Origin of the sequence: Saccharothrix sp. CCNWYY140 (assembly GCF_037401995.1) — a bacterium.
Lineage (GTDB): Bacteria > Actinomycetota > Actinomycetes > Mycobacteriales > Pseudonocardiaceae > Actinosynnema.
In genome coordinates this window covers 1-18,571 of the sequence record NZ_JBBEGC010000081.1, presented here as the reverse complement: position 1 = coordinate 18,571, position 18,571 = coordinate 1, and the positions used below count along the sequence as shown (strand labels likewise).

Here is an 18,571-nt window from a genome sequence, read left to right as displayed (position 1 = left end):
CCCGGCAGGCCCGGCAGGCCCGGCAGGCCCGGCAGGCCCGGCAGGCCCGGCAGGCCCGGCAGGCCCGGCAGGCCCGGCAGGCCCGGAGCCGCCGAAGGCGCAGAGCCGCCGAGCCGCCGAAGGCGCCAGAGCCGCCGAGCCGCCGAAGGCGCGGAGGAGCCGGAGGCGCCGAAGGCGCGGAGGAGCCGGAGGGGCGGGGGTGGATATGGGTCAGCCGTGACGCCCTGTGGGGGTCACGGCTGACGGGTGGGCTGGGGAGGGTTACCGGAAGCGGGGGTCCACCGGGGGTAGGCCCGTGGGTGGCAGGCTCTCGTGGAGGGGCTTCATGGCGTTGAACCACGTCGGGGCCGCCACCGAACCGCCGAAGACGCCGGTCGTGCCGGGGGCGTTGCCGCACAGGCGGGGTGGGGTGGTGTTGCAGATGACCTGCGGGGTCACGCCGTCGGTGAAGGTCATCACCGCGCCCGCGTAGTGCGGGGTGGCGCCCATGAAGGCGACCGACCAGTGGTCTTCCGTGGTGCCGGTCTTGCCGATCATCGGACGGTTCCAGCCCGCGTTGCCGGCCGCGCCGGCCGCCGTGCCGCCGGGCTTGGTGTCGGCGCCCAGGCCGTTCGCGATGGCCGCCGCCAGTTCCGGGCTCACGGCCTGGTCGCACGGGGCTTCCTTCAGCGCCACCGGCTTGCCGTTGCGGTCGGTCACGCTCTCCACCGGGGTGGGCGGGCACCACGTGCCGGAGCTCATGATCGTCGCCGCCACGTTCGCCAGTTCCAGGATGCTGGTCGGGCCGACGCCCAGGGTGAACGAGCCGCGGTTCTCGCTCTTGACCGTCTCGCCCTGGGACGGCTCGCCCGGCTTCACGGGCTCGCCCTTCCACGTCACGCCGTTCATGGACTCGCGCAGGCCAAGGCGGGAGGCCATGTCGACCACGTTGGTCAGGCCGACCTGCTCCTCCAGGATCACGAAGCCCGTGTTCGGCGACTGCGCGAGCGCCTCGGTCAACGTCATCTTGTCCTTGTAGTCGGCCGCGTTCTTGACCGTGTACCCGCCGCGGTCGCCCTTGTAGATCCTGGACGTGTGCGTCTTCGGCACGTCGATCTGCTTGTCGAGGCGGGCGACGCCCTTCTCCAGCGCCGCCGCCGCCGTGAACACCTTGTAGGTCGAGCCCGTGCCGAACCTGGTCACCTCGGACGGCAGCGGGTAGGCGCTCTGGCCGGCCTCGGCGTTGTTGCCGAAGTCGCGGTTGGCCGCCAGCGCCCGCACGCGGTGCTTGTCGCCGCCCGGCTGCACGATCGCCATCGCGTTGGCGACGCCGTCCTGGTCCTTGGGCACCTGGTTCTCGGCCGCGTCCTTGGCCGCGCGGGTCGCGACCGGGTCCATCGTGGTGTGGATCGTGTAGCCGCCGCGCTTGAGCTCGTCCAGCGGCAGGCCGGCCTTCTCCAGGTAGTCGATCAGGTAGCTACAGAAGAAGCCGTACACCGGGCCGTCGCCGGCGCCCACGCAGCCGTTGGGCAGCAGCTTGAGGTCCGGCACCACGCCGATGCCCTCGGCCTTGTACTCCGCCGCCTTCTCCTCGGCCACCTTCGGGTCCGCGCCGAACGCCCCGTTCTCCCGCATCTTGTCGATCACGGTGTTGCGCCGCTTGATCGCCGGCTCGACGGCCGCGCCGGGGTTGAGCCTGCTGGGCTCGTTGACCAGGCCCGCGAGCATCGCCGCCTGCGGCACGGTCAGCTTGTCGGGCGTGGTGCCGAAGTAGGTCTTGGCCGCCGCGCCGACGCCGTAGGTGCCGTTGCCGAACGGGACGATGTTGAGGTACCCGGTGAGGATCTCGTCCTTGCTCATCTTCTGCTCGAGCTGCGTGGCGATGCGCGCCTCGCTGATCTTGCGGCCCAGCGTGGCCTCGGTGGCCTTCTCGTAGGCCTCCTTCTCCCCCTTGCCGACCACGAACGCCAGGTAGTTCTTGACGTACTGCTGGGTCAGCGTGGACGCGCCCTGCGACGCGCCGCCGTCCACGCCGGCCTTGGCCGCCGCACGCGCGATGCCCTGCCAGTCCACGCCCTTGTGCTCGAAGAACCGCTTGTCCTCGATCGCGATGATCGCGGCCTTCATCGTGTCGGCGATGCCCTCGGACGGCACCGGGATGCGGTACTGGTCGTACAGGTAGGCGATCGGCTGCTGGTTCATGTCGAGCACGGTGGTGACCAGCGGCAGCTCGGCCTTGGTCAACTCACCGGACGTCTGGTCCACCGTGTCCGCCGCGCGGTTGGACGCCAGGCCCAGCCCGCCCACGACCGGGAACAGCAGGGCGGCCACCAGGACCCCCGCCACGAGGCACAACCCCGCCAACTTGACCAGACCCGTCGCACGCGCGGCGAACACTGAACAACCCCTTCCGGATCCCCTCGAGAGAAAAGCCCCCTGGACATAAAGTCGCGCGGCGACCACTCCAGGTTGCTTGCGCACCCGAAATTACTCCTGCCCCTTTTGGGCGACGGCGAAACCCCCGGTGCCGCAGCGGCTGCCGTCCCCTTGGGTCAAGGATCGAACAGGTGTTCGAACAATGCAAGATCACGATCGGGTGATCATCAGGAGGAGCGGAGCCGGATCGTCGCACTCGCCCGCCGCACCTCCACGCCCGCGTGGTGTGGCAGGACGTCTTCGAGGAACCGGTACCCGCGCAGGTCCGATTCGCCCTCCGCGCGTCGGCTCACCGTGCGCCACCAGGTCGCGATGTCCACCCACCCCGGCGCCGACAGCGAGCCGCCGAAGTGCTGCACCGACAGCGCCGCGCACAGGTTCGCGAACCGCACCCGGTCGCACAGCGGCCACCCGGCCAGCGTCCCCAGCACGAACCCGGCCCCGAACACGTCCCCCGCCCCGGTCGAGTCCAGCGGCGCCACGTTGAGCCCCGGCACGTCCACCACCTCGCCGGTCGAGGAGTCCACGGCCACCGCTCCCCCGCCACCGCGTGTGACCACAACCACAGGCACATAAGAGGACAACGCCCGTGCCGCGTCCACCGCCGAATCGGTCCGCGTGTACCGCATCGCCTCCACGTCATTGGGCAGGAACACGTCGTACCCGTCCAGCCGCCGCAGCAGCTCAGGCGCCCACACCTCGGTCCGGTCCCACCCGATGTCGGCGAACAACAACGCGCCCGCGGCCTTCGCCGCACGCACCCACTGCTCCTCTTCGGGCTGGATGTGCACGAAGCACGCACGGGTGCTCGGCGGCGGGTTGAGCATCTCGTCGGCGGACACGGGCGGCCGGTGCCCGTGGGTGACCATCGACCGGTCGCGGTCCATCGCCATCGACACGGTCACGGGTGTGTGCCACCCGTAGAACCGCCGGCAGTACATGAGGTCCACGCCCTCCTGCTCCGCCAGCACCTCCCAGCAGAAGTCGCCGTAGGCGTCCTCGCCGAACGCGGCGGACAGCGCCGTCCGCAACTGGAGGCGGGAGAGCGCGACGGCGAGGTTGGCGATGCCGCCCGGGCACGAGCCCAGGCCCTCGGCCCACACCTCGGTGCCCGGCGCGGGCGGCCGGGGCAGGCCGGTGAAGATGATGTCCAGGAACACCGTGCCGGACAACAGCACGTCGAACACGGGCTCGTCGGCGGTCGTCATCCTCCAACGATGCCAGGCTCCGCCCACCACGGCTGCCACAGCGCCGCGGAGTGGCGAAGCGTCAGCCGTTCACCGCCGCGAACATCTCGCGCATCCGCGCCAACGCCCGGTGTTGCGCCACGCGCACCGCGCCCGGCGTGGAACCCACGGCCACCGCGGTCTCCTCGGCGGACAGGCCCACCGCGACCCGCAGCACCAGGATCTCGCGCTGCCGCTCGGGCAGCCGCCGCAGCAGCTGGGTGACGGCCTCGATCATCTCGCCGTTCATGGCCCGCTGCTCCGGCCCGTCCTCCAGCGCGGGCGTGTCGGGCAGTTCGGGCACGACTTCGGAGCGGCTGCGCACGGCCCGTCTTCGCGCGTCGGCCACCTTGTGCGCGGCGATGCCGTACACGAACGCCAGGAACGACCCGGGCTCGTACTTGTACTTGGCCAGCGCCGAGACGACGGCCAGGCAGACCTCCTGCGCGATGTCCTCGGCGGAGACCAGCGTGCGCTCGCGCGTGCCCACGCGGGCGCGGCAGTAGCGCAGGACGAGCGGCTGCACGCGGGCGAGGAGGTGCTCCACCGCGCGCGGCTCACCCGCCAGGGCGGCGTCGACCAGGTCGGCCAGCTCCACCTCGGCGGTCCACCTGGTGGGCGCCCCGCCGGCCAGCAGCCTGACCTCGGGGCGGCCGGGCGCCGCGGGGCCGACCTCGATGTCGACGTCGGCTCGCACGGATGCGTGCTGCACCATCCGGCGACCTCCTCACGCTCGTCTTCCCTCCCGGCTCATCCCGGCTCATTGATGAGGAGGACGCTGAGCGGCCCCTGATACGGGATTCGCCAAAGCTGACCACGAACGTGGTCCACGTGGTGGGAACACAACCCGAGCGAGGGAGGGAATGAGCCGTTCGGCCCAATGCGCCGGCGCGCTACTTCACGAAGCCGAACTGCTTGACACCCAAGTAGCCGACCCGGAACCCCGCTTCGGAGTAAGCCAGGTAGAACTCCCACATCCGCCGGAAGGTGTCGTCGAAGCCGAGCCCGGCCACCTCGTCCCACCGCTCCAGGAACCGCTCGCGCCACCGCCGCAGGGTCTCGGCGTAGTCCTGGCCGAACTCCCGGGTGGCCTCGATGCGCAGCCGCGTGTGGTCGCGGACGGTCTCCTCGATCGCCCGCACGGACGGGATGAGCCCGCCGGGGAAGATGTACTTGTGGATCCACGTGTAGCTGGCGGCGCTGGCCAGCATCCGGTCGTGCGGCATGGTGATGGCCTGGAGCCCGAACCGCCCGCCGGGCGCGAGTGACCGGTCGATCATGGAGAAGTAGGTCGGCCAGTACTCCCCGCCGACCGCCTCGATCATCTCCACGCTGACCACGGCGTCGTACCGGCCGGTCTCCTCGCGGTAGTCGCGCAGGTGCACGGTGATCTTGTCGCCCACGCCGGCCGCCTCCGCGCGTTGCTCGGCCAGCGCCTTCTGCTCGGCGGACAGGGTCAGGGAGGTGACCGTGGCGCCGCGCTGGGCGGCCCGGATGGCCAACGCGCCCCAGCCGGTGCCGATCTCGAGCACGGTCGAGCCGGACCGGACGCCCGCGTAGTCCAGCACGCCGTCGATCTTGCGCAGCTGGGCCTGCTCCAGCGGCTGGTCGGGGTGCTCGAACCAGGCCGACGAGTAGGTCATGGTCTCGTCGAGGAACACCCGGAACAGGTCGTTGGACAGGTCGTAGTGGCGGTGGATGTTCTGCCGGGACCCGGCCACGTCGTTGCTGTCCGACGCGGGGTGGCGGCGCTCGACCCAGCGGCGCAGCAGTTGCAGCCGGGGCGGGATGAGGGTGGTCAGGCGGGCGGCGAAGGCGGTGAGCAGGTCGGCCAGGCGGTGCGAGGTCCAGTCGCCGACCATGTAGGCCTCGCCGAAGCCGATCTTGGCGTCCACGCCCAGGCGGTGGAAGAACGCCTCCGGCCGGTGCAGGCGCATGACCGGCGCGTCGGTGCCGCCCGCGCCCAGCCGCGCGCCGCCGGGCAGCACGACCCGCACGGGCAGGCCGCGCACGGCGTTGCGGAACAGGGCCTCGGCGACGCGCGCCCGCCACGGCGAGTGCGGCGGGGTGTGCAGACCGGGCCAGACGCCCTGGTTGGGGCGGGGTACGTCGATGGTGCTCATCGGCCACTCCTCGGGACGATCGGCACGCGTCGCGCCCACAACGCGATGCCGTGACGGCGGATCAACCCGGACACCCGGTAGGTCATCAGCGGTCGGCGGACCAGCAGCCGGAGCAGTTCCCGCGGCGTCGCGGGCCGCCTGCGCCCTTTCATGGTGGCACTGAACGGGGTTCGGCCGCCTTGGCGCAAGGCGATGGTCACCGACAGTTCGTCATCCGGTTCGGGCACGCGCATCACGTACTCCCCCGACAGCTCCAGGAACGGCGACACGTAGAAGTCTTTCGCCACCCGTGCGCGTCCGGCATCGTCCGGGCGCAGCAAGTACTCGTGCCGTTGTCCGTAGGTGTTGTGCACCTCTGCGATGACGCACTCAAGGGCGCCCGACGCGTTGTGGCACCAGTAGAGGGACAACGGGTTGAACACATGCCCCAACAGCCGCGCGTTGGCGAGCATGAACACGCGTCCCCCACCAAGGTCCACGCCGTGTGTAGCAAGCCAGGCGTCCACGTTGTTCCTTATAGACCGATCTGGTGAACCCAGGTGATCATGCGCGTGGAACCGCGCGAATGGCCGCAGCCAGAAGGGCAGTACTGGCAACGCGTCCAGGTCGACCAGCCACATGTAGCCGCTATGGGTGAACGAGCGGTTCAAGCGTTCCCGCCGCACGTGGCCGATTTCGACCTCGTACAGGTTCACCAAGCCGCCCCGAAGACGCCCGCCGCCCGCACGCCCGAAGCGCAGCCGTCCTCGTGGAAGCCCCACCCGTGGTACGCGCCGGCGTAGGTGGTGACCGCGGTGTCCAGCGACGGCAGATGCCGTTGGGCGGCAAGGGATTCCGGCGTGTAGACGGGGTGCTCGTACACCATCCGGGCGATCACCGAGTCCCGGTCGACCAGGTCGGTCGCGTTCAGCGTCACCACGTAGTCGAGGGGTTCGGCCAGCCGCATGAGCCGGTTCATGTGGTAGCTGACCAGGACCGGTCCTCCGCGCTCGTGGCAGGCGGGTTTGCGCACGTTCCAGGACGCCTTCGCGCCGGCCGCCGCGGGCAGCACGCCCGCGTCGTGGTGCAGCCAGGTCTCGTTGCGGGAGTAGCGGAACGCGCCGAGCACCGCGCGCTCGTCGTCGGTCGGGTCGGCGAGCAGCGCCAGGGCCTGGTCGGGGTGGGTGGCGATGACGACCTTGTCCGCGCGGTGCCGCTGGTCGGCGTCGTCGCGCAGCTCCACGCCGTCGGCCACCCGCCGCAGCGACCGGATCGGCGTGGACACGTGCACGGCGGTCAGGTCCTTCACGACCCGCTCGACGTACGCGCGCGACCCGCCGACGACGGTCTTCCAGTTCGGCGAGCCGCCCACGGACAGCATCCCGTGGTTGGCCAGGAACTCGAACAGGTACCGCGCCGGGTACCTCCGGCTCACCTCCGGGCCGGCCGACCACACCGCCGACACCAGCGGCAGGACGAAGTGGTCCACGAAGTAGCTGGAGTAGCCGCCGATCGCCAGGAACGCGCCGAGCGTGGTGTCGTGGTCGTCGCCGAGGGCCAGCAAGCGCTTGGCGTGCCGGTGGAACCGGGCCACCTCGGCGAGCATCCGCAGGTAGGCGGGCCGGGCGAGGTTGGCCGGTTGCGCGAACAGCCCGGCGAGCTTGCGGGCGCCGGCGTACTCCAGGCCGCAGCCGTCGCAGCGCACGCTCATCGACATCTCGGCGTCCTGAGTGGACACGCCCAGCTCGCGGAACAGGCGCAGCAGGTTGGGGTAGGTGCGTTCGTTGTGGACGATGAACCCGCTGTCCACGTGGGTGGTGCCCCCGTCGTCGGTGGGCAGTTCGTGGGTGTGCGCGTGACCGCCGAGCCGGTCGTCCTGTTCGAACAGCACGACGTCGTAGCGCCGCCGCAGCAGGTAGGCGGCGGTCAGCCCGGCCACCCCGCTGCCGACGACCGCCACGCGCGGCCGTTCACCGGTTTCCACCACGTGTACCTCCCAAGGGGACGTCGAGACCCTGCGGCGTGCACATGGCGTTCGCGATGTGGGGAGCGATCGGTTCGACCTTGAGTTCGCCGTGGACGAAGTCCTTGACCAAGCGGGTCCAGTCGGCTGCGCGGCGCAGCATGGCGTGGCCGTCGCCGTGCACGGCGAAGCGCGCGACTCGGGTGACGCTTCGGGCGCGCACGGCGTACTTAAGAGACTGCGCGGGGTCCGTGTAGCGCTCACGGTCACCGTGGGCGATCAGGAGAGAGCGTCCGGCGAGTTTCTCGACGGGTTCGCCGGGCTCGATCCAAGGCGCAAGTGCGCACACCGCGACCACATGGGGGTCGTCGGCGACGCGTAGTGCGGTTCGGCCGCCCATAGAGTGGCCGACGAGTGCCGTGGGGACATCGGGCATTTGGGACAGCGCCCACCGCGCGTCCTCCACGGGGTGCAGGTGCGGCGCGTTCCAGCCTTGGTAGCGGTAGCGCAGCACGTAGACCGCGACACCGTCGTGCCGCAGCGCCTTGGCGAAGGGCAGCATCCGCAAGTACGTAAGGCGGCGGCGGTGCACCCGGCCGTAGCCGTTGGCCCGGCCTCCGTGCAACACGAGTACTGCCGCGCGGACGGGTCCGACGGGCGCGAGGACGTCGAGGGCGGGACGCACGGTTGAATGTTCGATCGAGAGGCACGACCGGATCACGGATGGGACCTGGATCACAGTGACCGAGCACCTGGTGGTGGAGACGGGCGAGGGCGCGTTCGACGCGATCGCCGCCGGACCGGCGGACGGGCGGCCGGTGCTGTTCCTGCACGGCTTCCCCCAGGCGGCGGTGGCCTGGGAGCACCCGGTGAACGTGCTGGGCCGCGAGGGGTACCGGGCGGTGGCGTTCGACCAGCGCGGCTACTCCCCCGGCGTGCGGCCCGAGCGCCCCGCCGAGTACGGCGTGGACTCGCTGGTCGGTGACGTGCTGGCGGTCGCGGACAGCTTCGGCTGGAGCCGGTTCGACCTGGTCGGGCACGACTGGGGCGGCGCGGTGGCGTGGTGGACCGCCTACGAGCACCCGGAACGGCTGCGGACGCTGACCGTGGTCTCGACGCCGCACCCGCGTGCGCTGGCCGAGGCGATGAAGACCGACGAGGACCAGCACATGCGCTCGGCGTACATGACCGAGTGGCGGTCCTCGACCACCGAGAAGCGGATGCTGGCCGACAACGCCGAGGCGTTGCGGCGGATGTTCGAGTGGAAGGTGCCGCCCTCCCGGGTGGACGAGTACGTGCAGCGGCTGTCCGAGCCGGGCGCGCTGACCGCGGCGCTGAACTGGTACCGCGCGGGACGCCCCGGCGGGCGCATCGAGCACGTCACGGTGCCGACGATGTACGTGTGGAGCACGGACGACGTGGCGTTCGGCTCGACGGCCGCGCTGGACACCGGCAAGTGGGTCAGCGGACCGTACCGGTTCGAGATGCTGGAGGACGTGTCGCACTGGGTGCCCGAGCAGGTGCCGGAGGTGCTGACGTCCCTGCTGCTCGAGCACCTTTCGTGATTTTTCGTGATCGTTTGAACCGCGCCTCCGGCGTGGCACGTGTTCCCGCGTATGACGGAGTTGACCTACTCGGAGCGCAGGGTCGCGACCCTCGCCGCGTGTGGCCACAGCAACCGCGCCATCGCCATGCGCCTGCACATCACCGTGAGCACGGTGGAACAGCACCTGACGAGGGTGTACCGCAAGCTGGCCGTCTCCAGCCGGGCCGAGTTGAAGGGGCACCAGGCCCTAGTGTGACCCCATGCGGGTCGCGGGGTTGCTGCTGGCCGCGGGCGCCGGGCGCAGGTTCGGCCGGCCCAAGGCCCTGGTGTCGCACGGCGGTGCGCTGTGGGTCGACTCGACCCTGGCCGTGCTGCGCGACGCCGGGTGCGCGCCCCTGGTCGTGGTGCTCGGCGCGCGCGCCGGCGAGGTGCGGGCGCGGGCCGGGCTCGACGGCGCCGTCGTCGTGGTGAACGGTGAGTGGGCGTCGGGCATGGGGTCGTCGCTGCGGGCTGGGCTGGCGGCGCTGGACGCCTCGGCGGACGCCGTGGTCGTGCTGCCGGTGGACACCCCGGGCGTGACGGTGGCGGCGGTGCGGCGGTTCGTCGACCTGGCGGCGCCGGCGGCCTTGGCGCGCGCGGTGTACGACGGCGCGCCGGGCCACCCGGTGCTGCTCGGGCGGGACCACTGGGCCGGGGTGTCGGCGTCGGCGGGCGGCGACGCGGGCGCGCGGGACTACCTGCGTGAACAGCGGGCGGTGTCGGTGCCGTGCGACGACGTGGCCGACGGCCGGGACGTGGACCGGCCCGAGGACCTGCCGTAAAGCGGCCTCGTCGGCTCGTTCCCTGTGCCAGTCTCGGGATCATGAGGGGTGGAGTGCTGCTGGTCGTGGCGGCGTTGTTGGTGGCGGGGTGCGCGAAGAAAGTCGACGTGGCGTCGGACGGCGGGGCGAGTGTGACCGTGCCGCCGCCGCTGGAGACCGCGACGCCCACCGGTCCGACGTTCGTGCCGCCGAACGGCACGTGCACGGTCCGGGTCGAGGCGCCCCCGCCGGCGCCCGAGACCACGCCGCCGCCGTCGACGACGGCCCGGCGCGAGCCTCCCGGCGACATGCCGCCCAACCACGCGGACAACCGCTCGTGGCGGGTGCGCAAGCCGTTGTCACCCGCGAACCACGCCCGCGGGATGGCCATCCTGGACCGCATCCGGCCGGGCATCACGGGCCTGTGCGACACGGGGAACTTCTCCCCCGACTCGGCCCGGACGGTGCTCGCGGCGGCCGGTGCGCCCAAGGCCTGGGTGAGCGGCCTCAAGGTCGGCTACGGGCAGGTCCCGCCGCCGGGCGTGTACTTCTACGAGGTGTCGGAGGACCCGACCCTGGGCACGGTGTGCGTGCTGGGTGACCTGCGGCCGGGTGAGCCGGGGCAGCCCGGACGGGTGGCGTTCACGGTGAGCGGCCCGATCCGCGACGGCGGCTGCGACGAGCCGTTGTCGCACTAGGGTCAGCTCTCCCGGCGGTTGCCCTCGGCGTCGCAGGGCAGCGCGTTCTCGCCGTAGGCCTCGACGAAGTCCTCGGAGATGTCGGCCTCCGTGTGGGTCATGGCCTCGGGCGAGATGCCGATCGCTCCGCCGAAGGGCCGGTCCACGTCCCGGATCAGCAGCAGTGACAGGGTGACCAGGGCGGTGAGCACGACCAACCCGACCACCTCGGCGCCCTTGCCGCGGGCCGGCAGGTTGAAGGCGAAGGCGACGACCATGACGGCCAAGCTCAGGACCATGAACCAGTACAGGACGGCCGGGATCGCCGGGGTGGACTGCGCGATCCGCTGGCTGCGGGCGTCGGAACGGTCCCGGTCGGCCTGGACGAGGGTCTCGAACACACCGTTGTCCGCGCCGATCTCCTTGAAGACGGCGCGGAACTGCGTGCTCCACGTACCGGGTTGGGAGGAGGCGCCACCGCCGTTCTCCAGAGCCGGCCATTCGTGCGCGAGCACTGCCCGCGCGTAGCAGACGGTGGCGCCCTGGAGGGTGCGGGCGGCGGGTTCGGGCGCGAACTCGGCCACCTCGAAGAAGTTGTCCACGACGTTGGCCTCGACCCGGACCGCCTCCTCCGCCGAGGAGTACGACTCGGCCGCCACGACCAGCACGAACGCCAGCAGGAGCACGGCCAGCGTCTCCATCGGGCTGGCCAGGTCCCGGATGGTGAGCGCCTCGCCGGTGTCCAGCCGCCGTCGTTTCTTGAGCAGCCAGTTCACGACCAGTCCGCCCACCAGGGCGACGACCGCGACGACGACCGTGGTGACCACCGCGACTCCCCTCGTCCGGCTTCCAGTGGCCTACGAACCGACGGCCACCGCAATCGGGCGGGGGAAGTGCACGCTTTCAGGTCATGCGCGTTTGAGGGCGCGTGCGCCGAACACCACGCTCAGCAACAGCACCGGCAGGACGCCCAGCGCCCAGCTCTGCGAGGTCGCGTGGGAGAGCAGGCCGATCAGCGGCGGGCCGAGCAGGAAGCCCGCCCAGCCGGCCGTGGCGACGCCGGCGATGGCTTGGGCCGCGTGCGCGTCGGACTGGGCCGCCGCCGAGCTGAAGGCGACCGGCACGATGCACGCCAGGCCCAGGCCGAACAGGCCCAACCCGACCAGCGCGAGCCAGAACTGGCCGACCACCAGGGCGGTGCCCATGCCGACCGCGCCGACCGCGGCGAGGACCGACACCACGCGGGCCGGGCCGAAGCGCAGGACCCACCGGTCGCCCATGACCCGGCCGACGAACATCAGCATCGCGAACACCGCGTAGCCCCAGCCCGCGGTCTCCTCGGCCACGCCCACGGTCTCCTTCAGGTACAGCGCCGCCCAGTCGCCCACCGCGCCCTCGCACAGCAGGCCCGCGAACATGATCGCGCCGAGCACCAGCACCCGCTTGTCCCGCCACGGCAGGCCCAGCCTGTGCTCGTCCACGGCGTGGTCGTCGCCGAGCATCGCCCGGGTCAGCGGCCACGCGACCAGGGCGACCACGACCGTGGCGCCGACCATCTGGCCGGTCAGGTCGACGCCGAGGCCGAGTGCAACCGCTCCCAGGCCGACGCCGACGAAACCGCCGAAGCTCCACCAGGCGTGGAAGCTGGACAGGATCGGGCGGCCGTAGTCGTTCTCGACGGCGATGCCCTGGGAGTTCATCGAGACGTCCAGCGCGCCCTGCGCCGCGCCCCACAGCGCGAGCGCCACGAACAGCGCCCACGCGCTCCACGCCAGGCCGAGCAGGGGCGAGGTCAGGCCGTAGCCGAGGAAGGTCAGCAGCACGACCCGCCGGCTGCCCCACTTCGCGACGGCGTTGCCGACCAGCAGCATCGCGACCACGGACCCGACGGGCGCGCCGAGCAGCGTGAGGCCGAGGGTGCCGTCGTTGAGGCCCAGGTTCTCCTTGACCGACGGGATGTGCGGGGTCCACGCGGCGAAGATGGCGGCGTGCAGGGCGAACACGATCGCCGTGGCGACCCTGGCCCGGCGGGGCGCGGCGAGTGCGGTGCCAGGGGTGTCAGACAAGGCGGACCTCCACGCCGGTCTCGCGCAGGCGCTCGACCTCGTCGGACGGGGCGTCCCGGTCGGTGACCAGGACGTCGATCTCGTCGGCCGCGCACACCCGGCCGAACGCGGTGCGCCCGAACTTCGAGCTGTCCACGGCGGCGACGATGCGCGCGGAGGCGTCCACGGCGGCCTTCTTCACCGCGCCCTCGGCGAGGTCGTGCGCGGACACGCCGTCGCGCGCGCTGAGCCCGCAGCTGCCGAGCACCATCGTGTCGAACCGCATGACCTTGAACGCGTACTCGGTGAGCGGGCCGACGAAGGCCAGCTCGCCGGGGCGGATGTCGCCGCCGGGCAGCACCATGCGCACGTTCTCCGCGCCGCGCAGCGCGTCGGCGGCGTGCAGGGACAGCGGGAGCACGGTCAGCCGCCGGTCGGTGAGCCGGCGGGCGACCTCCAGGGTGGTGCTGCCTCCGTCGAGCACGACGGTCTCGCCGTCGTCGAGCAGGTCCGCGACCGCCTCGCCGATGCGCCGCTTGGCCTCCAGGCGCTGCCGCGACCGCGCCGCGTACGGGGTCTCCTCGCCGGTCAGCATGCTGACCGCGGCGCCGCGTACCCGGCGCAGCAGCCCGTCGCGTTCGAGCACGTCCAGGTCGCGGCGCACGGTCATCTCCGACGCGCCGACCAGCTCGGCGAGCGCGCCGACGGCGACCCGTTCGCCGCCGCGCAGCCGCTGGAGGATCAGCTCGTGCCGCATCGCAACATCCATGCTGTTCATCTGAACACGGGATGTGTTCGAACGTCAAACCCCTCCTGGCGGCCGGTCCGCGGATCGGGTAGGACTGGCGATCACTTGGTTCAGACCACTGGAGGGACCGCATGACCGAGACCGTGCCCGGCTCCGACTACGGCGATGTCGTGCGCAACCACCTGACCAGGGTGGAACAGGCCAACGCGGCGGCGCTGGACGACGTCGCGGAGCTGGTCCTGGCCACCGTCCGCGCCGACGGCACGATCCTCGCCGCGGGCGCGGGCCACTCCCTGGCCGCGGTCGCCGAGACCTTCTACCGGGCGGGCGGCCTGGCGTGCGTGCGCCCGGTCTACCACCCCGAGCTGCTGCCCATGCACGGCGCGATCAGCAGCACCGCCGCCGAGCGCCGGTCCGGCCTGGCCGCCCAGGTGCTGCGGGAGACCGGCCTGGCCGCGCACGACGTGCTGTTCGTGTTTTCCACCTCCGGCGTCAACCCGTACCCGGTGGAACTGGCCGTGCACGCCGCCGACTCCGGCGTGCCGGTGGTGGCGGTGACGTCGCTGGCCGCCAGCGCCGCCGCACCGCGCCGCGCGGGCACGACTCTGGCCGAGAACGCGACCGTCGTCCTGGACAACCTGGTGCCGCCCGGCGACGCCACCTACCCGGCCGACAACCCGGTGATCGCGGCCGTGTCGACGGTGGCGACGGCGTTCCTGTGGAACCTGCTGCTGGTGCGGCTGCTGGACAAGGCCGCCGAAGCCGGCGTGCAACTGCCGTTGTGGCGCAGCGCGAACGTCGAAGGCGGCGACGCGGCCAACTCGGAGCTGTTGCGCAAGTACCAATCCCGGATCCCGCAGCTGGGATAAGCACAAATACTCACGATTCCTCCACACACCGGGGATAGCCTCCGGAGTCGTAGAGGGGGGAACGTGAACAAGAAGACCAAACGCTGGGTGCTGGCCGGGGGCGGGTTGACGGCGGTCGCGGTGATCGTGACCGGGGCGATCGTGCTGACCTCGGGGGCGAGTCCGACCGCCAAACCTCCGGTGCCCACGGTGAGACCGCTGCCCGGACCGGCCGCGCAGGAGTTCATCACGTGGATGATGGCCGGTGACGCGGCCCGCGCGGCGGCGGTCACCGACGCGGCGGGCGCAGCCGAACCGGTGCTGTTGAAGACTTTCCAGGGCATGGCGGGAGTGGCGTTCCACGGCCGGTTGGGCACCGCCCCGCCACCGCCCGAGTCGGTGTCGACCACCACGATCGACCTCGACGTGACGTGGTCGCTGCCGGACCAGACCTCGGTCAAGTACCCGACCAAGGTCGAGGTGCGGCTGACCGACGGCAAGTGGCGCGTGCACTGGGCGCCGACGCTGCTGCACCCGCAGCTCGCCGAGGGCCAGACCCTGGCCTACCTGGCGACCTCCGGCGACGGCGCGCTGCTCGACCGGACCGGCGCGCCCGTGGCGGCGGACCTGGCCCCGCAGGTGGTGCAGTCGGTGCGCAAGGAGGTCGGCAGCCTCACCGGGACGCCCGGCTGGCAGGTCGCCGTCGTCGACCCCGCCGGCGTGCCGGTCACCGTGGTCCAGGAGAAGAAGGCCCAGACCAAGCAGACGTTGACCGTGACGCTGGACCCCGCGGTGCAGCGCGCGGCGCAGGCGGCGGTGGACCGGGTGCCGCAGGGCGCGGTCATCGTGGCGATGGAGCCGTCCTCCGGCGAGATCCTGGCCGTGGCGCAGAACACCGTCGCGAGCGCGGACGGCCTGGTCGCGACGCAGGGCTGGTACGAGCCGGGCTCGACGTTCAAGATCGTCACCGCGGCGGCGGCGATCACGGCGGGCACCGCGTCCGTCGACACCGTGGTCGAGTGCCCAGGCAAGAAGACCATCGGCACGCGGCAGATCGTCAACGACGGCCAGTTCGAACTGGGGTCGGTGCCGCTGCGGCAGGCTTTCGCGGCGTCGTGCAACACCAGCTTCAGCCAGCTGGCCGCAGATCTGCCCGCCGACGCCCTGCCGCGCGCGGCGTCGCTGTTCGGGCTGGACGCGGACTTCACGATCGCCGGGATCACCACGAACACGGGCAAGGTGCCGCCGGCCGGCACGGTGCCCGAGCGGGTGGAGGCCGGCATCGGGCAGGGCAAGGTGCTGACCACGCCGTTCGGCATGGCCTTGGTCGCGGCGACCGTGGCGCGCGGGAGCGTGCCGACGCCGCAGCTGATCCGCGAGATCCCCACGACCGGCGGCACGGGACGCGCGTTGCCGGGCAACGTCGCTTCGGCGCTGCGGACCATGATGCGGGGTGTCGTGACCGGTGGGACGGCGACGGAGCTGGCCGGGCTGGGCGACGTGCGCGGCAAGACCGGCACGGCCCAGCACGGCGACGGGTCGCGCTCACACGGCTGGTTCATCGGCTACCGCGGTGACCTGGCGTTCGCGGTGACGGTCATCAACGGCGACACCTCGAAGGTCGCGGTCGGGGCCGCCGCGACCTTCCTCGGTGCGCTGTAAGTTTGTGGCGGGTTTCAGACTGGGGCGGGCGTTTCGTCGAACTGTGTGCGGTAGAGCTCGGCGTAGCGCCCGTCCGCCTGGATGAGCTCGGCGTGCGTGCCGCGTTCGACGACCCGCCCGGCCTCCACGACCAGGATCTGGTCGGCGGAGCGGATCGTGGACAGCCGGTGGGCGATGACCAGCGCGGTCCGGCCGCGCAGCGCCTCGCCCAGCGCGGCCTGCACCGCCGCCTCGGACTCGGAGTCCAGGTGGGCGGTGGCCTCGTCCAGGATGACCACGCGCGGGCGGGCCAGCAGCAGCCGGGCGATGGTCAGCCGCTGGCGTTCCCCGCCGGAGAGCCGGTAGCCGCGCTCGCCCACGACCGTGTCCAGGCCGTCGGGCAGGGACTCGACGAGGGGCTTGAGGCGGGCGCGGTCGAGGGCGTCCCACAGCTCGTCGTCGGTCGCGTCGGGGCGCGGGTAGGACAGGTTCGCGCGGATGGTGTCGTGGAACAGGTGCCCGTCCTGGGTGACCACGCCGACCGTCCGGCGCAGGTCGTCGAAGGCGAGGTCACGAACGTCCACATCGGACAGTCGGACCGCGCCGGCGTCGACGTCGTAGAGCCGGGGCACCAGCGAGGCGATCGTGGACTTGCCCGCGCCCGACGACCCGACCAAAGCCACGAGCTGTCCGGGTTCGGCTCGGAAAGTGATGCCGTGCAACACTTCCTCGCCACCACGAGTGTCCAAAGTGGCCACTGACTCGAGTGAGGCGAGCGAGACCTTGTCCGCCGCCGGGTAGGCGAACCGGACGTCCTCAAACTCGACCGACACCGGCCCTTGGGGCATCTCGCTCGGCTTCGGCTTTTCTTCGATCATCGGCTTGAGGTCGAGCACCTCGAAGACGCGCTCGAAGCTGACCAGCGCCGTCATGATGTCCACGCGGGCGTTGGCGAGGGCGGTCAGGGGTGTGTAGAGGCGGGTCAGCAGGAGGGCGAGCGAGACGACCGTGCCGGCGGCGAGGTCGCCGGTGAGGGCGAGGTAGCCGCCGAGGCCGTAGACGAGGGCTTGGGCGAGCGCGGAGACCAGCGTCAGGCCGGTCATGAACCAGCGGGTGGCCATCGCGGTCTTGACGCCGATGTCCCGGACCCGAGCCGCCCGGTCCCCGAACTCGGTGACCTCGGCGTCGGGCCGGCCGAACAGCTTGACCAGCGTGGCGCCGGGTGCCGAGAACCGCTCGGTCATCTGGGTGGTCATGCCGGCGTTGAGCGTCGAGGCCTCGCGCTGGAGGTCGGCCATCCGACTGCCCATGCGGCGCGCGGGGAGCACGAAGACGGGCAGCAGGAGGAGGGCGAGAGCTGTGACCTGCCACGAAAGGGTGAACATCACGCCGAGGGACAACCCGAGCTGGATGACGTTGGTGACGACCCCCGACAGCGTCGAGGTGAAGGCCCGCTGCGCGCCGATCACGTCGTTGTTCAGCCGGCTGACCAGCGCCCCGGTCCGCGTGCGCGTGAAGAACGCAATCGGCATCCGCTGCACGTGCTCGAACACAGCCCGCCGCAGGTCGTAGATCAACCCTTCCCCGATCCGCGCCGACTGCCACCGCTCAACCAGCCCAAGCGCGGCATCCACAACGGCGATCCCGGCAATGGCCACAGCAAGCCACACCACAACACTCACACCACGCCCACCGACAATCGCGTCAACCACCCGCCCGGCAAGCACAGGCGTACTCACCGCGAGGACCGCGGAGACAACGGTCAACAGCAGGAAGAGGATCAACTTGGCCCGATGGGGCCGAGCAAACCCCACAACCCGCCGAAACGTCCCCTTCCGCACCCCCTTGGGCGCCTTGGACGCCGCCATCGCACTACGCATCAAGCCCCAAGTCCCATCCACAACAGCCAAAACACCCCCACCCACCCCAACCTTCCCCCGTCCGCTCCCAGCGGACGCCCCCCACGAAACCCACCCACCCCAACCGCCCCCCACCCCAACCGAGCAACCACCCCGCACCACCACCTGCCGCCCACTCCCCTTAGCGCCGTCCCCCGCCAGCGCTGCCCCCGCCAGCAGCGCCGCCCTCGGCCAGCCGGCGGCAGCGCGGCTGGCCAGCCGGTAGCGCGGGAGGCCAGCCGGTCGCGCGAGAGGCCGGTCGCGCGAGAGGCCGGTAGGCGGTGGTACGGGCGTCGGCCGACTGCCAGCGGCACGGTCGACCGGCAGCGGCAGCACGGGCGGCTGACTGGCAGGCGGCGGCGCGGAAGGCCGGTGGCGACGCGGGCAGCACCAGGCAGGCGGGCAGCGGCGGGAGGCAGGGCGGGAGGGCGACGCGGGCGACGCGGGCGGCGCGAGCGGCGGCAGGCGGCGGCAGGCGGCGGCAGGCGGCGGGCGGGCGAGGTGTGGCTGACCGGTGGGGCGCGAGCCAGCGGGCAGCAAGCGGCGCGAGCGGAGGGGAGCGCGAGCAGGCGGCAGCGCGGGCGGGCGGGCGACGCGAGCAGCGGCAGGCAGCGGCGACGCGAGCGGGCGACGCGAGCAGCGGCAGGCAGCGGCGACGCGAG

At 71.9% G+C, this 18,571-nt stretch carries 17 protein-coding genes; 6 read left to right on the top strand and 11 right to left on the bottom strand.

Annotated elements, in window-relative coordinates; translation table 11 throughout:
* Positions 1 to 261 precede the first annotated feature (261 nt).
* The 7 genes from WBN91_RS27935 to WBN91_RS27905 form a co-directional block, all read right to left on the bottom strand.
* Entirely contained in the window at positions 262 to 2,376 is a 2,115-nt protein-coding gene (locus tag WBN91_RS27935; RefSeq protein WP_337726477.1) for a transglycosylase domain-containing protein, read from the bottom strand.
* Between the two features lie 206 nt (positions 2,377 to 2,582).
* Positions 2,583 to 3,623 carry a carbohydrate kinase family protein gene (locus WBN91_RS27930; RefSeq protein WP_337726478.1) on the bottom strand — a complete coding sequence of 347 codons (1,041 nt, stop codon included), beginning with the start codon at positions 3,621 to 3,623 and terminating at the stop codon, positions 2,583 to 2,585.
* A gap of 61 nt (positions 3,624 to 3,684) precedes the next feature.
* Positions 3,685 to 4,356, bottom strand: a complete 672-nt coding sequence (shbA, locus tag WBN91_RS27925; RefSeq protein WP_337726479.1) for an RNA polymerase sigma factor ShbA — start codon at positions 4,354 to 4,356, stop codon at positions 3,685 to 3,687.
* Between the two features lie 178 nt (positions 4,357 to 4,534).
* Positions 4,535 to 5,764 (bottom strand): cyclopropane-fatty-acyl-phospholipid synthase family protein, encoded by a 1,230-nt coding sequence (locus tag WBN91_RS27920; protein ID WP_337726480.1) that lies wholly within the window; start codon positions 5,762 to 5,764, stop codon positions 4,535 to 4,537.
* The gene (locus WBN91_RS27915; RefSeq protein ID WP_443217813.1) at positions 5,761 to 6,453 is read right to left on the bottom strand and encodes a DUF1365 domain-containing protein; all 693 of its coding nucleotides are present in this window, start codon (positions 6,451 to 6,453) and stop codon (positions 5,761 to 5,763) included. The genes WBN91_RS27920 and WBN91_RS27915 overlap by 4 nt, the downstream gene beginning before the upstream one ends.
* Positions 6,454 to 6,455: 2 nt before the next feature.
* The gene (locus WBN91_RS27910) at positions 6,456 to 7,730 is read right to left on the bottom strand and encodes an NAD(P)/FAD-dependent oxidoreductase (RefSeq protein WP_337726482.1); all 1,275 of its coding nucleotides are present in this window, start codon (positions 7,728 to 7,730) and stop codon (positions 6,456 to 6,458) included.
* Positions 7,714 to 8,391 carry an alpha/beta hydrolase gene (locus WBN91_RS27905; protein WP_337726483.1) on the bottom strand — a complete coding sequence of 226 codons (678 nt, stop codon included), beginning with the start codon at positions 8,389 to 8,391 and terminating at the stop codon, positions 7,714 to 7,716. The genes WBN91_RS27910 and WBN91_RS27905 overlap by 17 nt, the downstream gene beginning before the upstream one ends.
* Before the next feature lie 55 nt (positions 8,392 to 8,446).
* On the opposite strand from WBN91_RS27905, the gene WBN91_RS27900 reads away from it, so the two are divergent.
* The 4 genes from WBN91_RS27900 to WBN91_RS27885 are packed head-to-tail and all read left to right on the top strand — an operon-like array spanning position 8,447 to position 10,750.
* The gene (locus WBN91_RS27900) at positions 8,447 to 9,271 is read left to right on the top strand and encodes an alpha/beta fold hydrolase (RefSeq protein WP_337726484.1); all 825 of its coding nucleotides are present in this window, start codon (positions 8,447 to 8,449) and stop codon (positions 9,269 to 9,271) included.
* 51 nt (positions 9,272 to 9,322) lie between these two features.
* Complete coding sequence (locus WBN91_RS27895; RefSeq protein WP_121228113.1) at positions 9,323 to 9,508, top strand: helix-turn-helix domain-containing protein; 186 nt, start codon at positions 9,323 to 9,325, stop codon at positions 9,506 to 9,508.
* 4 nt (positions 9,509 to 9,512) lie between these two features.
* Entirely contained in the window at positions 9,513 to 10,073 is a 561-nt protein-coding gene (locus WBN91_RS27890; RefSeq protein ID WP_337726485.1) for a nucleotidyltransferase family protein, read from the top strand.
* Between the two features lie 41 nt (positions 10,074 to 10,114).
* A complete protein-coding gene (locus tag WBN91_RS27885) occupies positions 10,115 to 10,750 on the top strand; it encodes a hypothetical protein (protein ID WP_337726486.1) in 636 nt (211 codons plus the stop codon).
* A 2-nt stretch (positions 10,751 to 10,752) separates the two neighbouring features.
* Here WBN91_RS27885 and WBN91_RS27880 read toward each other — a convergent pair whose 3' ends face one another.
* The 3 genes from WBN91_RS27880 to WBN91_RS27870 all read right to left on the bottom strand — a co-directional run bounded on the left by WBN91_RS27880 (position 10,753) and on the right by WBN91_RS27870 (position 13,531).
* Positions 10,753 to 11,556, bottom strand: a complete 804-nt coding sequence (locus WBN91_RS27880) for a bestrophin-like domain (RefSeq protein ID WP_337726487.1) — start codon at positions 11,554 to 11,556, stop codon at positions 10,753 to 10,755.
* 81 nt (positions 11,557 to 11,637) lie between these two features.
* The gene (locus tag WBN91_RS27875; protein ID WP_337726488.1) at positions 11,638 to 12,795 is read right to left on the bottom strand and encodes an MFS transporter; all 1,158 of its coding nucleotides are present in this window, start codon (positions 12,793 to 12,795) and stop codon (positions 11,638 to 11,640) included.
* Positions 12,788 to 13,531 (bottom strand): DeoR/GlpR family DNA-binding transcription regulator, encoded by a 744-nt coding sequence (locus tag WBN91_RS27870; protein WP_337726489.1) that lies wholly within the window; start codon positions 13,529 to 13,531, stop codon positions 12,788 to 12,790. Before WBN91_RS27870 ends, WBN91_RS27875 begins: the two co-directional genes overlap by 8 nt.
* A gap of 122 nt (positions 13,532 to 13,653) precedes the next feature.
* On the opposite strand from WBN91_RS27870, the gene WBN91_RS27865 reads away from it, so the two are divergent.
* Together WBN91_RS27865 and WBN91_RS27860 are read left to right on the top strand one after the other, a co-directional pair.
* A complete protein-coding gene (locus WBN91_RS27865) occupies positions 13,654 to 14,391 on the top strand; it encodes an SIS domain-containing protein (protein WP_337726490.1) in 738 nt (245 codons plus the stop codon).
* 63 nt (positions 14,392 to 14,454) lie between these two features.
* Positions 14,455 to 16,032: a penicillin-binding transpeptidase domain-containing protein gene (locus tag WBN91_RS27860; RefSeq protein WP_337726491.1), complete on the top strand. Its 1,578-nt coding sequence runs from the start codon at positions 14,455 to 14,457 to the stop codon at positions 16,030 to 16,032.
* Between the two features lie 14 nt (positions 16,033 to 16,046).
* Here the strand turns inward: WBN91_RS27860 and WBN91_RS27855 are convergent, their stop codons facing one another.
* Entirely contained in the window at positions 16,047 to 17,912 is a 1,866-nt protein-coding gene (locus WBN91_RS27855) for an ABC transporter ATP-binding protein (protein WP_337726492.1), read from the bottom strand.
* Positions 17,913 to 18,571 lie beyond the last annotated feature (659 nt).